Source organism: Vibrio sp. Y10_XG_PY6 (assembly GCF_024181795.1).
Taxonomy (GTDB): Bacteria; Pseudomonadota; Gammaproteobacteria; order Enterobacterales; family Vibrionaceae; genus Vibrio; species Vibrio diabolicus.
Window position 1 is genome coordinate 155,042 of sequence record NZ_JAMZAQ010000003.1, and the last position, 22,475, is coordinate 177,516.

The window sequence follows — 22,475 nt, forward strand, 5'->3', positions numbered from 1 at the left end:
CTTTTACTTTATTTGTGCACTCAAAAGCGCCCAGTACTCGTCAAAGTTTGCAGTCGGCTGGTATTTAAAGTCGCTACGCACAAAGCGGTTTAGGCTCCCCTCAACTTGTCCCAGAATTTGCGCGGCTAGGATGCGCTCTTCGACAGGGAAAGACTTCCCTTCACGAATCTTACGTTCACGCAGGATCTGGCGCAATTGTGTTTCTATGCGCTCAAAGAGTTGATTGATGCGTTCACGTAGGCGTTCATTTTCAAACATTAGAGCATGGCCCGACAAAATGCGTGTCAGACCAGGGTTACGTTCAGAGAACGCCAAAATCAGGTGCATCACCATACGAATACGCTCTAGAGTATCTTTTTCGTCGTCTAGAATACGGTTGATACGTGTCATCAAGGCTTCTTCAATGAACTCAATCAACCCTTCGAACATGCGCGCTTTACTTGGGAAATGACGATACAGCGCGGCTTCTGAAACGCCGACTTGCTTGGCCAGTTTTGCCGTAGTAATGCGTGAAGCGCCTTCTGTTGATTCAAGCATTTCTGCTAATGCTTGTAAGATCTCTTCACGACGGTTGGATTTTTTACTGCCGGCCATTAGTTACTTCCTTTCAAAATACAAAGTTGAGCGGAGGGGATTATAAGACGCTATTTCGCCTCAAACTAGACCACTAAGGGTGGAATGGGAGATTTAACACCCTTAGTTGTCATGTTTGTACCAAATTTATGCCAGCTTTTGTGAAAAGTTGGCAGGATTTTCAAACGTTAGTTACATCAATTGATGCATTTTTTCGAGAATTTTAAAGCTCAATGCTTCTTTTGATTCTAAATCGAGCGCAAGTTCACCCTCAGGCCAGTACAGGGTAATCGCGTTGTCGTTGCTGTTAAATCCTTGCCCTGCAACCGAAACGTCATTCGCACAGATCATATCGAGGTTTTTCTTTGTTAACTTGCCTCGAGCATAGGTCTCTACGTCATTGGTTTCAGCCGCAAAGCCGACGGTAAACGGACGCTTCTCCGTCATTGCTGCCACAGATGCAACAATATCAGGATTTTTGACCATATTAATGACCATTTCGTCGTTGTCTTCTGTCTTTTTCAACTTTTGAGACGCGATCGTTTGTGGGCGGTAGTCGGCAACAGCAGCGCAGCTAATAAAGGCATCATGCTGGTTTGCATGTGTCATAACGGCTTCGTGCATCTCTTGTGCACTGGAAACATTAATGCGCTCAACACCTACGGGCGTATTTAAACTGACAGGACCGCTCACGAGGGTGACTTTGGCTCCCATCTGCGCTGCGGCGCTCGCCAATGCATAGCCCATTTTACCGGAGCTATGATTCGTAATGTAACGCACTGGGTCAATCGCTTCGCGAGTTGGGCCTGCGGTGATGAGTATCGACTTACCTTCTAGCAATTTTGGTTGAAAGAACTGTTCACATAGATGCACTAGCTGCATTGGTTCCAGCATTCGACCTGGTCCCACATCACCACAGGCTTGCTCTCCTGCCGCAGGACCCCAGATGTGCATACCGCGACGCGCTAACGTTGAGATGTTCTCTTGGGTTGCGAGATTGCGATACATCTGTTGATTCATCGCAGGAGATACAGCAACAGGGGAATCCGTAGCGAGCACAAGCGTGGTAAGCAAATCGTTCCCCATACCTGCAGACATGCGCGCGATTAAGTCCGCGGTCGCTGGCGCTAGTAGTACTAAATCTGCCCATTTGGCCAATTCAATATGGCCCATAGAGGCTTCCGCTGCTGGGTCTAATAAACTGTCTGAGACAGGACGGCCCGAAACGGCTTGCATGGTTAAAGGGGTAATGAACTCTTTTGCTGCTTTCGTCATTACAACTTGAACTTGCGCTCCTCTCTCTATGAGGCGACGGGTTAGCTCCGCACATTTATACGCGGCAATACCGCCACTGATGCCGAGTAGAATTTTCTTTCCTGCTAGTGTTTGCATGTGAGATCTCCAATTTGATGACCGGATTTTAACACAATTCAAAGTCTGACCGCCCGAGCATATATAACGAGAAGATAATTCACATCAAACTCCAGAGTATTAATCTGACCGAGGAAGGGAAAATTCGCGCCTACCTCACAGACAAGTTGCGCGGAGTTTGCAAGTCTGAAAAGAAAAAGAGGTACTGGAAACCATGGTGTTGAAAAGTCGAAACAAATTGCTGTTGATAACCCTAATTCCGTTGTTGTTGATCACCACTTTGATCTCAGTGGTGTATTACATCAACAGCAGTAAAAGTTTGGAAGCGGAGCTGGCAAGAGACAGGCAAGAGCTCATCGAAACGAAAAAGAAAGAGTTACAAGCCTACATGATGATGGGTGTGACTGCGATAAAACCGTTATACGACACGGATGTAAATGGAAGTAATAAAGAGGCAGCAAAAGAAATTCTGAAAGCCATGCGCTTTGAAAGCGATGGTTACTTTTTTGCCTACGACTCTCAAGGTGTGAATACGTTACATGCCATCAAACCTTCTTTAGAGGGTAAAAACCTTTACGACTTAAAAGATGAAAATGGGGTCGCAGTTATTGCGGGCTTGATTGATGCTTCTCAAAAAGGAGATGGGTTCCTCTATTTCTCGTGGCACAAACCGACCATTGACGCACAAGCGCCTAAGCTAGGCTATGCAGAATATCTATCGAAATGGGACTGGGTTTTAGGCACTGGTGTTTATATTGATGACATCGACCAGCAAGTTGCGATGCACAGAGAGTTAAAGACTCAAGAGCTAAAAGAGCATACGTTATCTGCCGTGTTGATTTCCGTTGTTGGGTTGATCATCACCAGTATTCTCACCAGTATCGTGGTGTCGAAAGGCATTCAGCCATTACAACATGTCGCGGCGTCATTGAAAGATGTAGCCGCAGGCGGCGGTGACTTAACGGCTCGTTTAAAAGTCGAAAGTCAGGATGAAGTCGGTGAAGTGGCGGCCGCGTTTAATGAGTTTATGGATAAGCTGCACCCACTGATGCAGGATATCCACCGCTCTGCGACGACAGTACAGACCGTTTCTCAAAGCCTGAACACTCAGACCAGCCAAGCGAGCGGTCAAATGCAGGATCACTGTTTAGAGACGGACAAAGTCGTGACGGCAGTGACACAAATGAGTATGACAGCCAAAGAAGTAGCCAGCAATACCAATGCGACCGCGCAGGCGATTGAGGATGCCAACAGTCAAGTTACCGAAGCTCAGCGTGAAGTGGAACAAGCAATTGAAGGCATTACCGAGCTAGTAATGGAGATAGACAGTACGTCAGATGCAATTTCTGAGTTGAGTTTACAAACCGAGAAAATAACCAAAGTACTGGATGTGATTGGTGAGATAGCCGAGCAAACGAATTTGTTGGCCCTAAATGCGGCGATTGAAGCGGCTAGAGCCGGTGAGCAAGGTCGAGGGTTTGCCGTCGTTGCGGATGAAGTTCGCTCGTTAGCCAGTCGTACACAAAATAGTACTCATGAAATTGGCGACATGCTCAAGCAGCTACAAAATGGTGTATCAAGAGCGGTCAGTACGATGTCGGTGAGCCAAAAACGAGGTGTAAAAACGGCGGAAGAATCGGCGCTCATTCAGCAATCTCTTTCTGGTGTTCATCATTCTATCGGAACAATTCGAGATATGGGTATTCAAACCGCGTCTGCCGCCGAAGAGCAAAGTGCGGTTGCAGAAGACATCAACCAAAACTTAGTGGCTATTCAACAGATCGTGAACAACATTAATGAGACGTTGCAGCATGCCGAGTCAATCAGCACGCAGCTATCACAGTCTGGAACAGAAATTCACGGCTTGGTTGGCAACTTTAAACTCTGATGAACTGTTAAGTTGCATTGAAAGCACTGATGGTACGAAGAAAGCGAAAGTCACACTCGACTTTCGCTTTTTGTTTTGTGGAATAGGGGCACTTTCCATATAAAGAGACATCAGATGATACTGAAAGCTATGCCAACTGAGTCCATGCCCAGGGAGAAGCTGCTGCAACGAGGACCGCAAGCATTAACCGATGCTGAGCTACTGGCTATTTTCTTGCGCACGGGCACCCACGGAATGAACGTAATTGAACTTGCAGACTTCCTTATTCAAGACTTTGGTTCGCTAAGACAACTATTTTCAGCATCAGAGCAAGAGTTTTGTCGTCATAAAGGGTTGGGACAAGCCAAGTATGTTCAGTTGCAAGCGGTACTAGAAATGACGCAGCGCTATCTAGCGGAAACGCTAAAGCGTGGTGACGCCTTAACCAGCCCCGACCAAACTAAGTTATATCTTTCTTCTATTTTAAGGGATCGGCAAAGAGAGGCTTTTTATATTCTTTTTCTCGATAACCAGCACCGAGTGATAAAAGATGAAATTTTATTTGAAGGAACGTTGGATGCCGCGTCGGTGTATCCGAGAGAAGTCGTCAAGCGTGCTCTGCATCATAACGCGGCGGCTTTGATTCTAGCGCAAAAATTACCTGATAAACTAAATCTTCATAATTAACTTTTAAAGTTGAGATTTCTGTATGTTCTTTTCGTATGTACAGTATTGGATTTAGTATGTCTAGTAACGATAAAAATCAAAAGAAGCTCATACGAAAAGAGATAGAAATTTCAACTATCTTTAACTTCGTTTACGAGAAACCACTGGTATCCATTGATGAGAATGGAGAGCCCCAAGTTATATACCGTGCCAATGGCAATAAGATCCCCGTCAAGAAACTCCCTTTACTCCACATCGCTGGGTATGGCGATAAAGACAAACTAATAAGCTACCAACCATTAGACATGGTTAATGAGTTCTTATTGTCAAAAGCAATCGATGATGACGTCCTTGAGCTTGGTACAGATGCACAGGGGCTTGCCCATTACTTCAGTTTTGTATTAGACAAACAGGCAGAGTGGGATGCTAAATACAACGAAGAGGACTTTGACCCTCTCTATGATGCCCCCCGCCCAGAGTGGAATACTTTTCCTCGCAATAAACAGGAACGATTAACCTACCAATATCGAGATGGAATCAAGCAACTCGCTATTGAGGGAGTATTGGCTAAAACAACGGCTAGGCAATACATGAGCAGTGTCGTTGGTTTCTATAAACACTGCCTTCGTCAGGGCATCCGCTTTAATAACCCTCCTTTCCAGTTTGAGACAGTGAATATTCATTTCGAGGCGTCTGCATCCAGTATGAAAGCATACCAACGTAAGCAGGTGCACACGACGGATATGCGGATTAAGTTTACTAAATCATCTCGCAGTGGCGGCACAAACCTCAGTAATCTACGCCGTGACTTAAAACCGTTTACCAATAATGAATGGCACATCCTGCAAACCATATTAATGAAATCCCGCAGGGTGGTTCGTCATGGTGACAACAATAAACTGCATTCATTGCCGATTGAGTTCTGTCTGCACCCCATGATTTGCCGTAATACTGGATTGCGGAGAGAAGAAGCAGCAAGCCTTCACTTAGGACAGATAGTTAACCCCGAAACTATAATTCAGGACGGCAAAGAGGTGTTTAAAAAGCCTGTGATGGATTTGGGTGTTGGTGATAAGTATCAATCACTCACAAAGACGGCTGAGGGCTTCGCAGAGAAGAATAAAAGCCGGGTTACCATTATCCCCGCCATATTGATGAAGATGCTTTACGATTACTCTCAGTCTGACAGGTATCAAAAGCGCCTGGAGAAATTCAAAGCATGGTGCAAGGAGCAGAAAGAAGAAGGAAATACGCATTTCTTTGAGGGAGATGATGCGATTAACCCCAAACTGGAATACCTGTTTATTACTCAATCAGGGAAACCGATGTTTACGCGGCTACAAGACTTTACCGGGCGCTGGGTGGAGATACGTAACACCGCAAACCTAACCCGAGGTCTTGACCATCCTATTGTCGGCTCCCTACATAATTTACGCTCAACGTTTGCCGTGAATATCTTCCGTCACCTTTTAAATAAAAAAGATGACTATGGCAACCCGTTAATCACACCCGATGAGGCATTGGATAGGGTTTCAACCTTACTTGGTCACGAAGATAGGTCGACGACGATAGAATACCTGAAAATAGCACAAGATATACCTTCCGCCGATGAAATCTACGAGGACGTACTGGACTATATTGGCGCTTTTGATGATCTAGAGGGGTCATTATGATTCAAGGACGAAAGCGTACCAAAATTGCGATAGAGAAGACCCGATCACCAATTATCCCACTTCACTTTGAAGATATGGTTTTAGACACTGGTAATGGCATAAAATCTCACATTTATCGCCTGCGCTATCGTAACGTCCCGACAGTAAAGCAAATTAGATCAGGGAATGAGGTGTTAGCAAATCGGGATGATATTGTCAGGGAAATTTACCAAAGGCTAAGCTTATTACCACACAAAATAACGAAGCAGCACTACTTTTCTGGGCTTGTTAGTTACTTCCGTTATCTTGACGGAATTGGTTATAACGGTGACCTTTTCAGTAATGCAGTCATGACTGATAGCATTAAACACTTCAATAAATTACGCGAAAAAGGTTTGCAGATATCGGAAGCAATGCGGATTAAAGACGGCTTGTCAGTGTTATTAAAACTGTGGAACCGAGAAGCCGACGTTAAGATGCTACCGAACGTTGCAAATAGATCTTCTGCTACGAATAAAGCGTTCCATATAGAAACAGAACTGAAACCATTATCCAAGATATTGGTTAGGGGAGCGCTGGCCTTTCAGGAAGCAATTGAGAAAAATGGTCTGCTAGATATTCATCCGTTTTTTGATGAAGAGCTTTTTTCTGAGCAAGCGAAGCTCCAAGGATGGACACCACCGCTAACTGCAAATAAGAAATATGGTTTCAAGAAGTGCATGATCCCCGTGCCTGGAACAATAAAGGACAGCTCACTTTCACTTGAGCGACTTCATCGACAGGTTTTTTATAACCAGGCATCACGCAATTGGTTTTTCGTGCTCTCAATGTTGACAGGCATGAACAAATCAGTGCTCGCCAACGTGCAGCATAAGGATGTTTCATTCAAAAGTATTGGTAGTGGACGGTTTGTTTTTGACGGTGAAAAATTCAGGGCTGGCTATAAGGATTTGGATAATAGCGCTGGCTTTAGCCAGAGAACCAAAGAACTGCTCACCCGATGGCTAGAAACGTCTAAATTGATGTTCCAAACACTGGGGATCCCGATTGCAAGTGAACTGCCGCTTTGCCCTTTCTTTAGTGCTAGTGGTGAGATTTGGACATTCGGCACACATGGTACAAATCTTAGCTATATCAATACACAACTTGAGAAAATAACGGGGTTAACGGTTACAGCACGTCGATTCAGGGCAACAAAATCTGATGTACTGATGCGAGTCACTGAAGATATCTTCCTTGTGTCACAGGGGCTGAATAATACCGTGAATGTTGTCGCTAAACGGTACTCTAGTGGTGTCCAAGCAGACCATGATAATAACCTCAATGCCACGTTTAGTGCGTTAAGCGCTGTTGCCAAAGGAGAGGAGATTGGTAAAGCCATTGAGGATGCCAAGGCGATGCGCAGCGATATTTTATCAGATTATGATTATAAGAAATTGCGTACCCGCGAAAGCAAAGAGCAGCCATTAATGACAACGCCCAGTGGTATCAAATGCGCGGGGGCAACACCAGAGAAGCTTGTTGCTGAGGCGAGGCGCATGAAGCAGTTGGGCATTGATTTTTCCAAAGATACGGGCCGTTGCTCGGATTTTCTTGCTTGCTTTGATTGTGCCAGCCATCAATTGGTGGCCTCAGAAAATGATATCTGGTTGATGTTGTCTTTTTTGGAGCAAATTGAAGACCTCAAAGAGATAGTGGCGAGTAATTCCGTACCTAAGGGTGAGTATTTCGTTGTAGAAGGTATGTTGAAAAAAGTTCTTCTTAGGCTGAAACAAAAAGCACCTAAAAACTACGCTCAAGCAAAACAAAAAGTGGATGATGGCGATTACCACCCGCTTTACCAAGACAGAGCCAGCGCAAGCCAATTTTTTAAGGGATAATTTTATGTCTGAACAGCCTATACAGCTCCGCCCCGAATTAGCCGAAAATCCGTATGTAACGTTTGACTCTTACGGGAACGGAGTGTCACGTGTCTTTGATCTAGAGTGGGACTTTTACGCACTAAAACAGAACAAAAAAATAATCTCTTTTGGCAATATTGATGAGAAGTACCGCCAAGATATTCAGTCTTACCTTTATGCACTGATGCAGTGGCAGAAGAGGGAATCAAGCTCTGATTCACATGCAACGGTTGGTTCGTTAATAAATATTAGGGCTCGTTTGAACACCCTCGCAACACGCTGGGGAAAAAGTGAATTCAGCTTACTTTCAAGCGAACGAGAATGGAAAAAATTCACACAAACATTACATGGGGTTGGGCGTAAAACAACGTGTAGTCATCTTGCCTCTGTGATTAATGCAATGCATAAAGCGGGTCTTGTATCTCGTTATGTCTATAAGCGAGACTATATTCAGTGGGCTAAACCTGATGCCGGTAACGGTCAAGCAATCGCATTTCCTGAAGCTATTCATGTCAGTATTTTAAAAACTGTGGTTGAGTTTGTAGAAACCTACCACCCTTATCGCCATCAAATTTCCGCGGCCATGGAGAAGCTCTACACTTATCAAGATGAAATGCACAACGCTAAGCTTAAAAAGCTACGTGTGAGTGCCCTAAGCTGTATACAAATGAATGCACTCACTGACAGGATGTCTCGCATAACACGCCAATGGCCTGAACGAAAAACCATTCCTAATTTCTCATTTGACAGGGGAGGCTCATGGTTGAATACATTGCTCAAGATGTGCTTTATCTGTGTGGGGTTATTCTCAGCTGCCCGAAAGGAAGAGTTACTCTCCATGAACAAAGAGAGTTATGACAACTCACTGGCTGCTGTACCTAAGGTCTCAGGGTTTTCTACAAAAGGAAACAAGGGTGAAAGAGTTTATACGACTTGGAATACTGCCCCTATTGCAAAGCTGGCACTGGAGCTAGCTTTTGATTCCATGCAAGCCGCGAGAAAATATTGGTTAGAGCGACTGGATGACGGTTACCAAAATGGTCTGTTAACCAAAGAAAAATATAATGCAATGCAACAAGACTTAGAGAGTGCCTTCGTTTCTTCTTCGATCCCTTATGGCTGCGAAGCACTCATTAATAAAGTGTCGCTAAAAGCCTGCTTTCATAGTGGGGGTGGGTGTGGATTAAATTTGAAAGCGTTCAACATTAATGCTACCGAAGAAGACGTTGAAGAATTTGACCTTTTGAATCCAGAACGCGCAGGAAGCTTAAAAATCGGAGGCGGTTTACCAAGGCTTAGTCCACATGATTTACGACGAAGTTTTGTGGTCTTTATGGTGAAAAAACGTCTGGGGAACGCACTTACAGTAAAGTACCAGCTTAAACACCGCAATACTAATATGTCTAACTGGTATGCGAATTACTCCGAACTAGCGCGTACCAATCAACTGTTGATGGATACTCGGTTAATGAGTGAGTTTGATGCAGCTATTGAAGCATCTACTGTGGATGCATGGGATGAGATTTACAATGTATCCGTTACCTTAAGCGGTGCAGAAGGTGAACGCATAGCTAAAAATAAAGCAGAGCGACTGGCACAGGGTGAAGAAATAATTATGTCCCGAGGTGAATTGCTCTCTTTGGTAAGGGCGGGTGAAAAATCCATTGTATTGCTGCCTACAGGTGGCTACTGCACCAACCGTAATTGTGAACGTCTTTGTTCCCTGATGGATATTGTTGAAGCCCCTTGTGATCATAAGGTAATCACTGATAAAGCGGCGAAAAGTTTATCGAGGGAACGGGATAACCTCATTGCTTCATTCCGAGCAATAAATGACATGGGTGATTATGCCAATGAATTGATTCTGGATGCCAGAAAGAAGAAAATTGTGTCTATTGAGCCAACATTGGTTAAACACAGCATCCCATTTGATAGCTTCAAAGATGATATTAAGGCGGTATGGTCATGAAAGTAGAGTATAAGGCGACCAACAAGACCGAGGGAGTGCTAGTCAATGCATTCCAGCGCTTGTTAGATGGCAAGCCGCTTCATGTTAAAGCCACGGGTAAACTCACGTTGAACCGCATTAATAATGAAGCCCAGCTTGGCAATAGTTATGTCCATAAGTTTAAAGAGTTTGTGGACTATGCTAAACCTGTTATCGAGGAATACAACCTCAACCGTGACAAAGCAATGACAACAGGTTTAGATATTGAGCTAGATGCCCCTTTATCTGTGCTTGATAGGCTAAAACACGATTTGAAAAAAGCCAATGATTTGAAAAACAAGTACAGGGTTCAACGAAACAATGCAATTGAGGCAAGAAAGCAGTTAGAAGCTGAAAATGCTAGGCTCCGTTTCAGGGTGTTTGACCTTCAACAAGAGCTATTAGATGAAAATTCGGTAGTGACGCCAATCAAATAACCCCCCCTTATGCTTAAAGTGCAATTGGGGTAGGTTGGCTCGTAACTCGTTTCTGCCCCATAGTTTGTCAGAGCTTGTTCCTTAAATAATTCCGCCAGTCGTTCTTCGGACTTACTTTTCCTAATGCCATAATCATCTTTATTGAGTTGTAAATGAGACTCATAAATTCATTTCAGAATGAGCGAAACATGACATTGATATGAACCTTCTAGTTGCATACTTCGGGCTGATTATTAAACTAAGCTACTTAAAATGCAGCTTTCACTCAACGAGCGACTAAACATGCAGTCCAAAAAACAGAATCTCATTAGCAAAGCGTTGAAGCTCAGTATTATTGGGTACGGTTGTGTATTGCTGGTTTGTTCTTTACTTATCCTTTCTTACTTTTTTGGGGTGGAATGGATTTATCGTCCCGTCGCCAATGGACCCGCGACTCATCCCTTGACCACTATAATGCTCCTAGTGTTGTCACTAACTGGTGTTTTAATAAGAACTTTGACTAAATGGGCTGGATTTTTATTAGTCTTTGTTGGTATTTGTTTGGTTACACGTCTTCAGCAAGAATTGACGGGAAACAACATTATCGATGAAGTCCTTAGCCTGAATGCTACTTTTTCCCACTTACTAAGCATGTCTTCACCCATGAAAATGGGTAGTAACACCACATATATGCTTAGCTCCATCTTCATTGCATTGGTTTTCATGTTAAGGCAACGGTTTTGCTACCTCACACAAGTAATAGCGATTTTCTCCATTTTTTTACCACTACTATCGGTGGTCGGATACCTCTATAACGTTGATAATTTTCATGGCCAAATGTCACCTACAACGACTGTATTAGGAATGGTGCTGAGTATTTCAACCATATGCTTAGAGTCTAACAAAGGCATTGTACACGCATTGCTTGCTCCTACTTTTGGTGCCCGTATTGTTCGTTGGCAATTGATTGTAGGTGGGGGGATATTCTTAGTTGGTGGGTACACCATCACTCATATACAAGAACAAGAAAAGGCGATTGCTCTATATGTTGTTTCAGTATGTTTTTGTTTCATTCTCATTATGTTAGTAAGTGCGGTGTCATACGAGCGGTATGACAAGCAACGGAGAACATTAGAAGAAGAGCTTTCTGTCAGCGCCATTACGGACAGGCTAACGAATGTAAATAATAGAATGGCCTTAGATAAAGATATGAGCCTTCTTGTAAACAACCGTCCAGAGCAAAAAAAAGAAATTTCAGTTTTATTGATAGATGTCGATCATTTTAAGACATTTAATGACACATATGGTCATTTGGTTGGTGATAACGTGCTTAAAACGGTTGCTCAGACCTTAAAGGCTAATATACGTACTACAGATGCTGTATATCGTTACGGTGGTGAGGAATTTGTCGTAGTGTTATTACAATGCGAACTACATAAAGCAGCCCAGATAGCGGAGAAGCTTAGAAAAAAAGTGTGTGAAAAAAATTTAAGCCCTATCTTGGAAGTGACTTCACACACACACATTTCGGTATCAATTGGCTGTTCAAGTTTATCTCAAGCTAATAGTGCTGATGAGGTTTTCAAACTGGCTGACAAGGCTTTGTATACAGCAAAAGAAAATGGTCGCAATCAAGTCTGTATTGGAGAGGCGATCAATAAATGCCAATTCGGAACGTGATGCATCCCAATTGTTCTAATCTAGTTACGCTGAATGCTATTTTGCAATTATATAGACACGGTTAATGTTTCAAATGCTAACTTAGCAAATCATCAAACACGCTTTGTCCAGAGCCTTCACAGTACGCACATTCATAGTTCACAAGCACTAAGCGGGCAGCGCAACTCGAAGCTGCCCCGAAATGTGTTCTAGCTAGTTTGGTCGGCACTTTATCAAAGTAGGTCTGTGACTTACATTTCCTTATACCTGTTATGTGTTTAAGGAAGTTGGGACTTAGCAAGTTGCTCTTTTAATTTCCTAATGCGCCACATGGCTTTCAATCTGTTCATTATGGATAATTTACCCCATAAATCTTGCGAGTTTGTTTTAGCCAAGTCGAGAGCATCAGATGAGATTGCCCACCACGCATACCCTTCAGGAAGATTTTGTTTAGCATACAACCCTTCAATATACATTAGCCCGAGATTATACTGAGCGTAGGGGTCGCCTTGTAAAGCTGCTTTTCTAAACCACGAAAATGCTTTTTCGTAATCTTGCTCTAGGTAAATACCTTCAAGGTAGTAGTTCCCAATATTGTATTGAGCTTGTGCAACACCTTTGTTAGCCGCATTCATCAACCAAGTAAATGCCTTTTCATCGCTTTGCTCTATATCCTTACCTGCTAAATACATTACTCCAACTTGCACCATAGCCAGCGCATTCCCCTGCATTGCCGATTTAAGTCACCATTGGAAAGCCTCTTTACGATTTATATTAACGCCATGGCCATGTATATACATCATGCAAAGATCCAATTGCGCCTTTGCCAATCCTCCATTAGCAACTTTCCGTATAGTAAAGTACCGACTATCAGTAAAATGTTGGTACTTTGTTTGAATGAGATAGCTGAGAATTTTTGGATGATTTTCTCAAGTGTTACTTAGAGAAAGTGCTTTTTGTTGAGAAAGTTGTAAATCCATTGCTACTACTGCATTCTCTCATGATTCATAAAAACGAAAATTAATTCTTGCTAGCGCACAATCATCCTTCAGGCGTCGCTGAGCCGAGCCAAGCTGACAGAAGGATTACAAGGCGTCTCACCGACGCATTAGCATTGGTGGATATTCGTATTTTGGACCATTTCGTCATCGGAGATGGGGAAAGTGTCTCTTTTGCTGAAAGAGGCTGGATATAACTGTGCGTTTTTTAGGTTGTTAGTTGCTAAAAATCTGCTATCATCCACGCCACTAAATTTTTAACTGAATTCAGCTTGGACTGCTAAAAAAATCTGCTGTCTAAAAAAAGATCACGAAAACCTGTAAAAAGGATCTGTTCGGGTCTTGAGCAATGCATATCAAGTTAGTATAATGCGCGACCTTTGATAGCCTTGTATGGATTTTCCATAGCGGTTCTTAACCTCTAACTTCTTTTCGAGAGATAGAGAGGTTCGGCCACCAAGGTTGATATCGAGCTGAAACGATTTTGGAGAAGACATTCATGTCACGAGTATGCCAAGTAACTGGTAAGCGTCCAGTAACGGGTAACAACCGTTCACACGCACGAAATGCTACTAAGCGTCGTTTTCTGCCGAACCTACAAACTCATCGTTTCTGGGTAGAGAGCGAAAAACGTTTTGTTAAACTACGTCTATCTGCTAAAGGTATGCGCATCATCGACAAGAAAGGTATTGATACTGTTCTTGCAGACATGCGTGCACGTGGCGAAAACGTTTAAGAGGAAATAAGCAATGGCAAAGAAAGGCGTTCGTGAGAAAATCCGTCTAGTATCTTCAGCAGGTACAGGCCACTTCTACACAACTGATAAGAACAAGCGTAACATGCCAGGCAAATTTGAGATCAAAAAGTTTGATCCAGTAGTTCGCCAGCACGTTATGTACAAAGAAGCAAAAATCAAATAATTGGTTTCAGTCTCTTTGATGAATTGAAAAACCCAACTTTCGAGTTGGGTTTTTTATTACCTGAATAAAAGTGCTGAAGAAAAGGTTCAGTACGTCATCGGATTATAAAGTACTGCTGAAGTTATTTTACTGGTCCGACTCTATACTCGAATTTTTTGATTGATCGCTCTCTGCCGCTTAGTTACCACTTCCCTACACACTTGCACACCGTTGTTCTAGTCAAGCTCAATACTCTTTGGTAGTTTACTCATAACTATAAGAGAGTAGAGATGGTTATGCGTGTGAGTCCGGCTCGTCGCCGCCGATGGAACAATATTCTTATTCTGGGCATTATCGCGTTTATAGTGATCTTAAATGCGCCGATGTGGATCAAAACTTACCTATTAACAGACCAAGCAGACCCCTACCCAAATGTACTTCGCTCCGATTATACGGTGGAGTCTTTGTACTATAGTGGCTGGGAGTTCGAACTGCATGATGGACGGTGGCAATCTAACGTCAAAGTCGATGCACCGATCAGTGAACTTGTATCACGCTGGCAATCATTGGAAGGGACCGAGCTTACCTCGGAACAGTTCGATCATTTAAAACCTAACCTGACGATACCTGAAACGGTAGAAGTTTGGTATCAGGATCTCGAAGAGCCGCAGCGGGTAACTTTCTTTCGTTTACCTGCTTTTTGGCTATTTAAAACCTGGCAAGACAAATGGGTCGCTATCTCCGTCGATGAAAACTACCTTATGCCAGAGTAAAGCCTTTTTGCGTCTATACCCCTAATAAGCTTCCCTATTTATCGTTTTTCTTTTCGATTATGCTAGCAGCGAGAACTATTAGCCGGTGAATTGGAGAATCTAATGCCTGAGTTGCCAGAAGTTGAAGTCAGTCGTATGGGAATTAGCCCCCACATGGTTGGACAAACGATCCAGTCGTTTACTTTTCGAACGCCTAAATTGCGCTGGGATATTCCTATAGAGCTTAAAAAATTGGAAGGGCAGGTGATCCGTACGATTAGCCGTCGTGCGAAATACTTACTGATCGAGACAAACACAGGTACAGCCATTGTTCACTTGGGCATGTCTGGGTCTTTACGTGTCCTAGATGCCGACTTTCCGCCAGCAAAGCACGATCATGTAGATCTCAAACTAAGCAGTGGAAAAATACTGCGTTATAACGATCCGCGTCGTTTTGGGGCATGGCTGTGGTGTGCTCCTGGCGAGTCACATGCTGTACTAGCAAACATGGGGCCTGAGCCTTTAACTGAAGAGTTCAATGCGGAATATGTAGCGGAGAAAGCTAAAAATAAGCGTGTCGCCGTCAAGCAGTTCATCATGGACAACAAAGTCGTGGTTGGTGTCGGGAACATCTACGCGAATGAGTCGTTGTTTAAATCTCGAATTCACCCTTCAAGGCCTGCAGGTAAGCTAACTTCTCAAGAGTGGGGGTTACTTGTTGAAAATATCAAAATGACACTTGAGATTGCCATTACGCAAGGTGGGACTACGCTGAAAGACTTTGCGCAAGCCGATGGAAAGCCGGGTTACTTTGCACAAGAGTTATTAGTTTACGGAAAAGCCGGAGAGCCATGCCCAGAGTGCGGCGAACGACTTCAAGAGCTAAAAATAGGGCAGCGTAATACCTTCTTTTGTAGTGAGTGTCAGAAGTGAAATATGGATTAGGGCAAATTACATTTGCCCTGATTTTTCAAAGTACTTCTTTGCCACTAATAGAGAGATTAATTTTTCTCGCTGAGGGTTTTTAAACTGTTCTACCCATTCGTGCGCATTATGGATGATGGCTTCTGCCTCTTCAGGATGAGCGATATAGTATTCCATTTTCTCTATCAAATCAGAGTAATCGGCTTTCACCTCTACATAGTGAACACCTGCTTGCAAGCGGCCTTCCATAAACCAAGTCTCATACCTAGGCTTGGACATTATTACCAGTGAGTTTGAAGACATCGCCCACTTGAGGTTAGTCGCAACATCATTGCCTTCGATGGCGAGCAAAAACTTGTAATTAAGCTGTTCTTCAATCGACATAAATCCTTTTTCCCAAGGATCGCCGTTGACTGGCTGTGTCTGACCAATGTTACATTGAGGGTGGTTATAGAACTGCTCAATCACTTTTTTACGGTGTGGCTGGTATCCAACACCACGCCAAGCCGCCATGTTTTTCTTGCTTCTAAATGACTGTTTATCAGTAACAAACTGGAAGTGACGAATCTCATTTAACTTTAGTAAGACGGAGTTTTGATTGTCTTCCCCAATCGGTCGACTTTTAAGAAAGCATGGGTATTCTGGTACATAACGAATATCACCGTTCAAAAACTGGAAAAAGTATTGAGCTGGGAAGGACTTAACTACTTTGTGTAGGTCGAAGTAGTATGTTGTACCGCCTGTCTTTTTGTAGCCGCCAACACGTGTCGACTCGTTTTCAGGAAGTTCAAATGACTCGTTAACCTTGTTGTAGTAGTCTACTCGCTCTTGGATATAGGAATCCATCGGGTATTTATCGATAAGACGACGAGCTGATTTACTTCTAATGGAGTTAGGTACTAAGACTTGCAGACCATTTGAAGCGTAATACTTAAATTTCCTGAAACTCATTGTGCTACCTTTGTATTGATAGCGATATAAACACATTCAGGTACAAATTGCTTCACATCTCCACCATGAATGGCAACTTCACGAACAATAGTGGAAGAAAGGAAGGCGTATTCGTCGGCTGGAGTAAGGAACACGCTTTCCATTCCTGGCAACAGTTTGCGATACATGCTGGTAAGGCCGAACTCGTATTCAAAGTCTACCGTTGTTCTCAGGCCGCGTACCAATACGTTTGCTTCTTGCTCTCTGGCAAAATCAACAAGTAGACCACTAAAACCGGCTGTCGATACATTACTTAAATGTGCTGTTGATTCTTCAACCAGTTTTACGCGTTCTTCTAGGCTAAAAAGCGTATTTTTAGAAGGGCTTGCCGCGACACCAATAACAATTTGATCAAACATGTCTGCGGCACGAGTGATGATATCAAGGTGACCATTTGTGATTGGATCGAAAGTACCTGGGTATATGACTTTTTTCATCGTAAAACTGTCTCGTAAATGTCTACGTATTGATTAGCAGTGTAGTTGATATCAAACAATTTCAATTTCTCTTGCCCCTGAGCGATGAAGTGTTGCTTCAATTCATCATCTTGGGAAACCTTTACTATTGCATCTGCCAGTTCTTGTGAATTACCTGGCTCAACCAGTAATCCATTTGAGTTGTGGTCGATGATGTCAGGAATGCCTCCTGCGTTGGTACCAATAACAGGTAAACCAGAGCCCATACCTTCCAAAATGACAGAACCAAGCCCTTCGGTATACGATGGGTGTACTTGTAAGTCTGCCGCTGCAAACCAATCACCCATGTTGTTCTGTTTACCTTCAAAGCTAATGTTAGTCAGACTTTCTGCTTGTGCTTCAAGCGTTTGTCGCTCTGGACCATCGCCCAATAAACAGATGTGAACAGAGGGCGCAATGTCTTTTAGTAGCCTTGCCGCTTCGATAGTGACATTGAAGCCTTTATGTTTGAGCATGTTTGCGGCATGAATCACCAAAAACTTACCCGTAAAGCGCTCTCTTAGGGCTTTAACTGCTTGTTTATCTATAGAGTATACCACTGGGGAGCTTGGTATTTTGTAAGTGGCAGACGTTGGGTAAGCGTCTTTGACTCTCTGAACAATGGCTGTGCTTAAGCCAACTACAGCACTCGCTTTCGTGTAGGCTAAATTTGCCAGCCACTTTTTCTTTAGAGGGTTATCTATACGGCGCGTGACGATATAAGGCTTACCATAAAGCATGTGCTGAATGAGAGCCCAATAAATTGCGCGTCCTTCATGAACATGAATGATTGAACAATTTTGAGTTACAGCTTTAGAGTGTGCCTTGGTAAAGTGAGTCGCCAGTACTAGCTTAACGTTCAGTTTACGGATGGCATCGGCAAAAGGGCTTTTAGGGTTAGCGACTACCGTAAGGTTATAACCCAATTTGACTTGTTGCTGGATGAGTTGAAGGGTTTGGTTTTCTCCTCCATGGTAGCCAGAAGCCAAATTCACATGGCAAATATTCATATTATTGCTCTTTATTGTGTTTTTTCACGTAGTCACGCAGCCACAGATCGGCATAACGGGTAAAAGTGGTGTTTGCGCTTAACACGGCTAGCAAAAATCCGTGTCGTCCATCTAAGAAGCCACGCTTGATGATATACATTTTAAAGAATCGAAAAAAACCGTGCGTAAATGCACTAAGTAGAGAAGCGGTTTTTTTTCCTTCTCTTTGGTCAGCCCAAGACTGCATATACAATTGAGTCTTGCGGGTATATTCACCTAGCCTTTCGTAGGTAAAGTGCTTGAGACGCCCGTTCAATGACACGATGTTAAATCCATTTGGAATGACCACGCTTTCGTGCACCAATGCATCGTTGTATTGAGTTTGTGAAGTTTTATACAAACGGACTACCCAGTCAGGAGACCAGCCAGAGTGACGAATTTCTTTGGCAAAGGCAGTGGTTAGACGATTAATTTGGTAGACGTTTTTGTCTTTGTGCTGACTGATAGCATTCAGTATGTCTTGACGCAGTTCGTCAGTTACGCGCTCATCAGCATCTAGCCAAAGAACGAAATCGGACTCGATATAAGTTTGAGCAAGTTGGCGCTGTTTGCCAAACCCCTGCCAGTCTAAGTTAGAGTAAAACTTATCTGTGTATTGCCTTGCGATGGATTCAGTATTATCCGTACTGCCAGAATCTAGGATGACAATCTCATCGACCCAATCTCTCACAGTGTCTAGACAAGCTTTTAAGTGCTTCTCTTCATTTTTTACGATTAAGGCAACGGCTAAGGTTGGTTTGGACAAGGTCATTTCCTTCTTAACAAATCAAGACAGTAAGTTTACTGGTATTGAGGATACAAATCTTCTAAGACTTGATCGAACATGCTCATTACTTGAGTGTTAGTAATGCGGTTCATTGCCGTTTCATCTTTAGCGCGAGTTCGCCAGCTTAACTCGTGACTGTTTTTGCCTGTTTCCGCAAAGATCGTTTCTTCATAAACCGAGACAACGTATTTTAGGTAGCGGTAAGGTCCCACTCGAAGCGGATTATGGTGTGCATAGAGCCCGATGATTGGCGTTTTCATGGCATTTGCCATGTGTGCTGGTCCGGTATCGGGGGCGATGACCATTTCAACCTTATCTATTAACGCAAGCATTTGCAGAATTGAACTTTGTCCAACTAAATTTAGACACGGTTCTTCCAAGCGAGATTGAATGGCCTCTGCCAGGTCCAATTCTACCTGAGCAGGGCTGCCTGCCAGAATCACGTTCCAGCCTTTTGCTCTGGCGTGATGAATCACATCCACATAACCTTCCGCGTTCCAGTTTTTATAAGCTTTGCTCGCACCAGGCACAATCAGCAGGTTAGGTTTACTACGAGAAATATGAGACTCTGCCCAAGCTTGGTCGTGGTCTGAATAAGAAAGTACCCAGTCTAGTTCTGCCTTTGGTACCCCAATTTGATGGGCAAAGGCCATTAAGCCATCTGCGACATGCAGAGATTGCGGGGAAGGCACTTTGACATTGGTAAATAGCGTCTGAAAATCTTGGCTTCTATCAGAAGAGAAACCAAGTTTGTATTTTGCTTTAATGCCCAACGTCGCGACACTCGCTCGAATCGCGTACTGCATATGCAATAGCGCATCAAACTCTCTGCCTTTCAGCTGTCGCCAAAGCGATTTGTAGCCATCAAGTCCCGCTTTTTTATCAAAAACAATCACTTCTACACCATCGATGGCGGCTAATAACTGGGCTTCAAGTTTACCCGTTATCCAAGTAATCTGGGTCGAAGGCCAGTGTTTCTGAATAGCTTGAATGGTGGCGATAGTATTGCAAACGTCTCCAATAGCGGACAAACGCAAGACGCATAGTGACGATGGGGCAGAAGTGAACATAATTATTGTCTGATTCGATGAATAGAGGCAGGTAAATTATGCAGACATCCCCAATAAATGTAAAATACACGGCTCGAATATAGCTAAGTACTGATAAGTGTTCTGCAATGTCAAAGACAACACCGCATCAATCGCAAGAATCTGGCAAACCGGGTAATACCGGGCTAAAGCGCATCGTTAAAGCGACGGGTTATTCGATCCAAGGATTAAAAGCGGCTTTTAAGCATGAAGCTGCCATTCGACAAGAGTTGGCTCTGTTGAGTATCGCTGTGATTTTGGCTTGGCTAGTGGATGTCGGCATGATTGAGCGTATCTTAATGATCGGGGTCGTGGTGTTAGTCTTGATTGTAGAGCTTGTAAACTCAGCGATTGAGGCGGTAGTGGATCGTATCGGTATTGAGCGGCATGAACTCAGTGGTCGAGCTAAAGACATAGGCTCTGCTGCCGTTATGGTTGCATTGGCGTTCTCCGGATTTACTTGGTTGTATATATTAGCCAGCCGATATTTCGGCTAGAGGGTAAGCGCGTGACTCAACAGTATCAAAACAACAACCAAATGATCTGGTTTGATGACGAGATCGTTACAGACCCTAGCCAACCGATATTTGATGCGGAATACTGGCAGTCCTTAGACAAGGTGGTTGGCAGTGCGACGGGGCGAGGCACGACATGGTTTATTCAACTAGAGAACATGCAAGCAGCACTGCGTCATTACCGTCGTGGCGGTTTGTTTGGGAAGTTGGTTAACGATCATTATTGGTTCTCTGGCTGGGATAACACCCGTTGTGCGCAAGAGTTTCAGCTTTTGTTGGCGCTAATCGAGGCTGAGGTGCACGTTCCTCGTCCAATTGCAGCAAGAGCCGTAAAGTCAGGGCTCTTCTATCAAGCTGATTTATTAAGTGAGCGAATCCCAAACGCCAGAGATCTGGTCAGTATCTTGCAAGAACAATCCTTATCCGCAGAAATATATCAGAAAATAGGGCAAGAAATTGCCAAGATGCACAACGCTGGCGTTAATCACACTGACCTGAATATCCACAACATCTTGATCGATGACAAAGATAAAGTGTGGATTCTTGATTTTGATAAATGCCGCAAACAAGAGCACGGCGAATGGAAAAAGCAAAACTTAGAAAGGCTTCTTCGCTCATTCAAAAAAGAATTGCTTGTGCGAAAAATTCTTTGGCGAGAGTCAGATTTTAGTCATGTAAATAAAAGTTATATATCTTTGACGTAGTTTTTCTTTAATAGGATTATCCATGCGAAACTCCAAGACCGCGTCCATATACACAGCCCAATAATATATTGTGGATTTACAAATCAACAAAGGCGATATACGTAATGAAAATTATAGTAACTGGTGGAGCGGGGTTCATTGGCTCTGCTGTTGTACGACACATTATACGTGGCACTCAAGATACCGTTATCAATTTAGATAAACTGACCTACGCAGGGAATTTAGAATCATTAGTTGATGTCTCAGAGAGTGAACGTTACTACTTTGAACAAGTAGATATCTGTGACCGAGCTGAACTAGATCGCGTGTTTTCAGAGCATCAACCCGATATGGTGATGCATTTGGCCGCCGAATCTCATGTCGATCGCTCTATTGATGGTCCTGCTGCTTTTATTGAGACCAACGTCATGGGTACTTACCATCTGCTTGAAGCGGCGCGTCAATATTGGTCTGGCCTAGAGGACGCGAGAAAATCGGCGTTCCGTTTCCATCATATCTCTACGGATGAAGTGTATGGCGATTTAGAGGGGACGGATGATTTGTTCACCGAAACCACCTCATACGCGCCGAGCAGCCCATATTCAGCATCTAAAGCTTCGAGCGATCACTTGGTTCGTGCTTGGCAACGTACTTATGGTTTACCAACACTTATCACCAATTGCTCCAACAACTATGGCCCGTACCACTTCCCAGAGAAGTTGATCCCTCTGATGATTTTGAATGCCCTCGATGGCAAGCCGTTGCCTGTGTATGGCAATGGCATGCAAATCCGAGACTGGTTGTTTGTGGAAGACCATGCTCGCGCGCTGTACAAAGTGGTCAACGAAGGTGAAGTCGGTGAGACCTACAACATCGGTGGTCATAACGAAAAAGCAAACATTGAGGTAGTGAAAACCATTTGTGCACTACTTGAAGAGTTGCGACCAGAAAAACCAGTAGGCGTTGAGTCTTATGAGTCTTTAATCACTTATGTCAAAGATCGCCCTGGTCATGATGTGCGATACGCAATTGATGCCACCAAGATTGCTCAAGAGCTTAACTGGGCACCAGAAGAAACGTTTGAAAGCGGCATTCGCAAAACCGTGGAATGGTACCTAAATAACTCTCAATGGTGGCAACGCGTATTAGATGGTTCTTACAGTTTTGAGCGATTGGGAGTTTAAAATATCACTTCTTCATGTTTATCAGCTATTACTATATCGAAGGTGATAGCTGATTATCTATATAAAAGTTGTTGTTTTTA

The 22,475-nt window shown here is 43.5% G+C and carries 21 protein-coding genes and 2 pseudogenes; 15 read left to right on the forward strand and 8 right to left on the reverse strand.

The window, feature by feature from the left end; all coding sequences use genetic code 11:
- Window positions 1-3: 3 nt before the first annotated feature.
- Together slmA and coaBC are read right to left on the reverse strand one after the other, a co-directional pair.
- A complete protein-coding gene (gene slmA, locus NL644_RS16760) occupies window positions 4-594 on the reverse strand; it encodes a nucleoid occlusion factor SlmA (protein WP_005395778.1) in 591 nt (196 codons plus the stop codon).
- A 171-nt stretch (window positions 595-765) separates the two neighbouring features.
- Window positions 766-1,965: a bifunctional phosphopantothenoylcysteine decarboxylase/phosphopantothenate--cysteine ligase CoaBC gene (gene coaBC, locus NL644_RS16765; protein ID WP_114323048.1), complete on the reverse strand. Its 1,200-nt coding sequence runs from the start codon at window positions 1,963-1,965 to the stop codon at window positions 766-768.
- Between the two features lie 193 nt (window positions 1,966-2,158).
- Between coaBC and NL644_RS16770 the strand changes: the two genes are divergently transcribed.
- From NL644_RS16770 to NL644_RS16800, 7 genes and pseudogenes are all read left to right on the forward strand, one after another.
- A complete protein-coding gene (locus tag NL644_RS16770; RefSeq protein WP_114323049.1) occupies window positions 2,159-3,832 on the forward strand; it encodes a methyl-accepting chemotaxis protein in 1,674 nt (557 codons plus the stop codon).
- 114 nt (window positions 3,833-3,946) lie between these two features.
- Window positions 3,947-4,462: pseudogene (gene radC, locus NL644_RS16775) on the forward strand (DNA repair protein RadC); the annotation flags it as partial.
- A 92-nt stretch (window positions 4,463-4,554) separates the two neighbouring features.
- On the forward strand, window positions 4,555-6,150 hold the full coding sequence (locus NL644_RS16780) for a site-specific integrase (RefSeq protein ID WP_253658643.1): 1,596 nt from the start codon (window positions 4,555-4,557) through the stop codon (window positions 6,148-6,150).
- Window positions 6,147-8,009 carry a hypothetical protein gene (locus NL644_RS16785; RefSeq protein WP_031815840.1) on the forward strand — a complete coding sequence of 621 codons (1,863 nt, stop codon included), beginning with the start codon at window positions 6,147-6,149 and terminating at the stop codon, window positions 8,007-8,009. The genes NL644_RS16780 and NL644_RS16785 overlap by 4 nt, the downstream gene beginning before the upstream one ends.
- Before the next feature lie 4 nt (window positions 8,010-8,013).
- Window positions 8,014-9,999, forward strand: coding sequence for a hypothetical protein (locus tag NL644_RS16790; RefSeq protein WP_031815841.1), 1,986 nt, complete (start codon window positions 8,014-8,016; stop codon window positions 9,997-9,999).
- Window positions 9,996-10,454 carry a hypothetical protein gene (locus NL644_RS16795; protein WP_031815842.1) on the forward strand — a complete coding sequence of 153 codons (459 nt, stop codon included), beginning with the start codon at window positions 9,996-9,998 and terminating at the stop codon, window positions 10,452-10,454. The genes NL644_RS16790 and NL644_RS16795 overlap by 4 nt, the downstream gene beginning before the upstream one ends.
- Window positions 10,455-10,736: 282 nt before the next feature.
- Window positions 10,737-12,113, forward strand: a complete 1,377-nt coding sequence (locus NL644_RS16800) for a GGDEF domain-containing protein (protein WP_253658645.1) — start codon at window positions 10,737-10,739, stop codon at window positions 12,111-12,113.
- A 257-nt stretch (window positions 12,114-12,370) separates the two neighbouring features.
- Here the strand turns inward: NL644_RS16800 and NL644_RS16805 are convergent, their stop codons facing one another.
- Window positions 12,371-12,823: a tetratricopeptide repeat protein gene (locus NL644_RS16805; RefSeq protein ID WP_253658646.1), complete on the reverse strand. Its 453-nt coding sequence runs from the start codon at window positions 12,821-12,823 to the stop codon at window positions 12,371-12,373.
- 182 nt (window positions 12,824-13,005) lie between these two features.
- Here NL644_RS16805 and NL644_RS16810 point away from each other — a divergent pair.
- The 5 genes and pseudogenes from NL644_RS16810 to mutM form a co-directional block, all read left to right on the forward strand.
- Window positions 13,006-13,287, forward strand: a pseudogene (locus NL644_RS16810) (JAB domain-containing protein); the annotation flags it as partial.
- A gap of 302 nt (window positions 13,288-13,589) precedes the next feature.
- Entirely contained in the window at window positions 13,590-13,826 is a 237-nt protein-coding gene (rpmB, locus tag NL644_RS16815; RefSeq protein WP_005384783.1) for a 50S ribosomal protein L28, read from the forward strand.
- A gap of 13 nt (window positions 13,827-13,839) precedes the next feature.
- The gene (gene rpmG / locus NL644_RS16820; protein WP_004410866.1) at window positions 13,840-14,010 is read left to right on the forward strand and encodes a 50S ribosomal protein L33; all 171 of its coding nucleotides are present in this window, start codon (window positions 13,840-13,842) and stop codon (window positions 14,008-14,010) included.
- Window positions 14,011-14,285: 275 nt separating this feature from the next.
- A complete protein-coding gene (locus NL644_RS16825) occupies window positions 14,286-14,762 on the forward strand; it encodes a hypothetical protein (RefSeq protein WP_181869497.1) in 477 nt (158 codons plus the stop codon).
- Window positions 14,763-14,864: 102 nt separating this feature from the next.
- Complete coding sequence (mutM, locus tag NL644_RS16830) at window positions 14,865-15,674, forward strand: bifunctional DNA-formamidopyrimidine glycosylase/DNA-(apurinic or apyrimidinic site) lyase (protein ID WP_114323051.1); 810 nt, start codon at window positions 14,865-14,867, stop codon at window positions 15,672-15,674.
- A gap of 18 nt (window positions 15,675-15,692) precedes the next feature.
- Here mutM and NL644_RS16835 read toward each other — a convergent pair whose 3' ends face one another.
- From NL644_RS16835 to NL644_RS16855, 5 genes are read right to left on the reverse strand one after another with little or no spacing between them, the layout of a single operon-like run.
- On the reverse strand, window positions 15,693-16,616 hold the full coding sequence (locus NL644_RS16835; protein WP_114323052.1) for a glycosyl transferase family 90: 924 nt from the start codon (window positions 16,614-16,616) through the stop codon (window positions 15,693-15,695).
- On the reverse strand, window positions 16,613-17,092 hold the full coding sequence (gene coaD, locus NL644_RS16840; protein WP_074191918.1) for a pantetheine-phosphate adenylyltransferase: 480 nt from the start codon (window positions 17,090-17,092) through the stop codon (window positions 16,613-16,615). Before coaD ends, NL644_RS16835 begins: the two co-directional genes overlap by 4 nt.
- Window positions 17,089-18,120 carry a glycosyltransferase family 4 protein gene (locus tag NL644_RS16845; protein ID WP_114323053.1) on the reverse strand — a complete coding sequence of 344 codons (1,032 nt, stop codon included), beginning with the start codon at window positions 18,118-18,120 and terminating at the stop codon, window positions 17,089-17,091. Before NL644_RS16845 ends, coaD begins: the two co-directional genes overlap by 4 nt.
- Window position 18,121: 1 nt before the next feature.
- Window positions 18,122-18,904 (reverse strand): glycosyltransferase family 2 protein, encoded by a 783-nt coding sequence (locus NL644_RS16850; protein ID WP_114323181.1) that lies wholly within the window; start codon window positions 18,902-18,904, stop codon window positions 18,122-18,124.
- 35 nt (window positions 18,905-18,939) lie between these two features.
- Entirely contained in the window at window positions 18,940-19,995 is a 1,056-nt protein-coding gene (locus tag NL644_RS16855; RefSeq protein ID WP_048624640.1) for a glycosyltransferase family 9 protein, read from the reverse strand.
- 107 nt (window positions 19,996-20,102) lie between these two features.
- On the opposite strand from NL644_RS16855, the gene NL644_RS16860 reads away from it, so the two are divergent.
- From NL644_RS16860 to rfbB, 3 genes are all read left to right on the forward strand, one after another.
- Window positions 20,103-20,510, forward strand: coding sequence for a diacylglycerol kinase (locus NL644_RS16860; RefSeq protein ID WP_114323054.1), 408 nt, complete (start codon window positions 20,103-20,105; stop codon window positions 20,508-20,510).
- An 11-nt stretch (window positions 20,511-20,521) separates the two neighbouring features.
- Window positions 20,522-21,232, forward strand: a complete 711-nt coding sequence (locus NL644_RS16865; RefSeq protein ID WP_114323055.1) for a 3-deoxy-D-manno-octulosonic acid kinase — start codon at window positions 20,522-20,524, stop codon at window positions 21,230-21,232.
- A 104-nt stretch (window positions 21,233-21,336) separates the two neighbouring features.
- Window positions 21,337-22,395 (forward strand): dTDP-glucose 4,6-dehydratase, encoded by a 1,059-nt coding sequence (gene rfbB / locus NL644_RS16870; protein WP_114323056.1) that lies wholly within the window; start codon window positions 21,337-21,339, stop codon window positions 22,393-22,395.
- The last annotated feature ends 80 nt before the right edge of the window (window positions 22,396-22,475 follow it).

Bases quoted from the DNA above. Each gene is read 5' to 3' on its own strand.
- slmA (WP_005395778.1), bottom strand. From the start codon at position 594: ATGGCCGGCAGTAAAAAATCCAACCGTCGTGAAGAGATCTTACAAGCA.
- coaBC (WP_114323048.1), bottom strand. From the start codon at position 1,965: ATGCAAACACTAGCAGGAAAGAAAATTCTACTCGGCATCAGTGGCGGT.
- NL644_RS16770 (WP_114323049.1), top strand. From the start codon at position 2,159: ATGGTGTTGAAAAGTCGAAACAAATTGCTGTTGATAACCCTAATTCCG.
- NL644_RS16780 (WP_253658643.1), top strand. From the start codon at position 4,555: ATGTCTAGTAACGATAAAAATCAAAAGAAGCTCATACGAAAAGAGATA.
- NL644_RS16785 (WP_031815840.1), top strand. From the start codon at position 6,147: ATGATTCAAGGACGAAAGCGTACCAAAATTGCGATAGAGAAGACCCGA.
- NL644_RS16790 (WP_031815841.1), top strand. From the start codon at position 8,014: ATGTCTGAACAGCCTATACAGCTCCGCCCCGAATTAGCCGAAAATCCG.
- NL644_RS16795 (WP_031815842.1), top strand. From the start codon at position 9,996: ATGAAAGTAGAGTATAAGGCGACCAACAAGACCGAGGGAGTGCTAGTC.
- NL644_RS16800 (WP_253658645.1), top strand. From the start codon at position 10,737: ATGCAGTCCAAAAAACAGAATCTCATTAGCAAAGCGTTGAAGCTCAGT.
- NL644_RS16805 (WP_253658646.1), bottom strand. From the start codon at position 12,823: ATGCAGGGGAATGCGCTGGCTATGGTGCAAGTTGGAGTAATGTATTTA.
- rpmB (WP_005384783.1), top strand. From the start codon at position 13,590: ATGTCACGAGTATGCCAAGTAACTGGTAAGCGTCCAGTAACGGGTAAC.
- rpmG (WP_004410866.1), top strand. From the start codon at position 13,840: ATGGCAAAGAAAGGCGTTCGTGAGAAAATCCGTCTAGTATCTTCAGCA.
- NL644_RS16825 (WP_181869497.1), top strand. From the start codon at position 14,286: ATGCGTGTGAGTCCGGCTCGTCGCCGCCGATGGAACAATATTCTTATT.
- mutM (WP_114323051.1), top strand. From the start codon at position 14,865: ATGCCTGAGTTGCCAGAAGTTGAAGTCAGTCGTATGGGAATTAGCCCC.
- NL644_RS16835 (WP_114323052.1), bottom strand. From the start codon at position 16,616: ATGAGTTTCAGGAAATTTAAGTATTACGCTTCAAATGGTCTGCAAGTC.
- coaD (WP_074191918.1), bottom strand. From the start codon at position 17,092: ATGAAAAAAGTCATATACCCAGGTACTTTCGATCCAATCACAAATGGT.
- NL644_RS16845 (WP_114323053.1), bottom strand. From the start codon at position 18,120: ATGAATATTTGCCATGTGAATTTGGCTTCTGGCTACCATGGAGGAGAA.
- NL644_RS16855 (WP_048624640.1), bottom strand. From the start codon at position 19,995: ATGTTCACTTCTGCCCCATCGTCACTATGCGTCTTGCGTTTGTCCGCT.
- NL644_RS16860 (WP_114323054.1), top strand. From the start codon at position 20,103: ATGTCAAAGACAACACCGCATCAATCGCAAGAATCTGGCAAACCGGGT.
- rfbB (WP_114323056.1), top strand. From the start codon at position 21,337: ATGAAAATTATAGTAACTGGTGGAGCGGGGTTCATTGGCTCTGCTGTT.